Here is a 339-nt window from a genome sequence, read left to right as displayed (position 1 = left end):
GAACCGCTACTAGGAGGCACAAGTGAGTCCCAAAGGCGATGCCGGCGAGCATAACCACGCCGCTGCGCCGGGTAAAGCCGGAGCCCAGGGCTTGCTGTTCACCGAGGATCTGCCCGTTCTTGACGAGGACGCCGGCTACCGAGGTCCAACAGCCTGCAAAGCGGCGGGAATCACCTACCGCCAGCTCGACTACTGGGCCCGCACGGGTTTGGTCGAGCCTGCTGTCCGCGGAGCATCAGGGTCCGGAACGCAGCGGCTTTACAGCTTCCGCGACATCCTGGTCCTCAAAGTGGTCAAACGCCTGCTCGACACCGGTGTGTCCCTGCAGCAGATCCGCAC

1 protein-coding gene is annotated in these 339 nt (G+C 64.0%); it reads left to right on the top strand.

Annotated features, from left to right (window positions below; translation table 11 throughout):
• Positions 1-22 precede the first annotated feature (22 nt).
• The coding region (locus SB754_RS19555; protein ID WP_410784061.1) for a MerR family transcriptional regulator at positions 23-339 on the top strand (317 nt) is incomplete at its 3' end.

The organism is Leifsonia sp. SIMBA_070 (genome assembly GCF_046534635.1).
Lineage (GTDB): Bacteria > Actinomycetota > Actinomycetes > Actinomycetales > Microbacteriaceae > Leifsonia.
The sequence above is the reverse complement of the archived record's forward strand: the minus strand, read 5'-3'. Positions and strand labels throughout refer to the sequence as shown.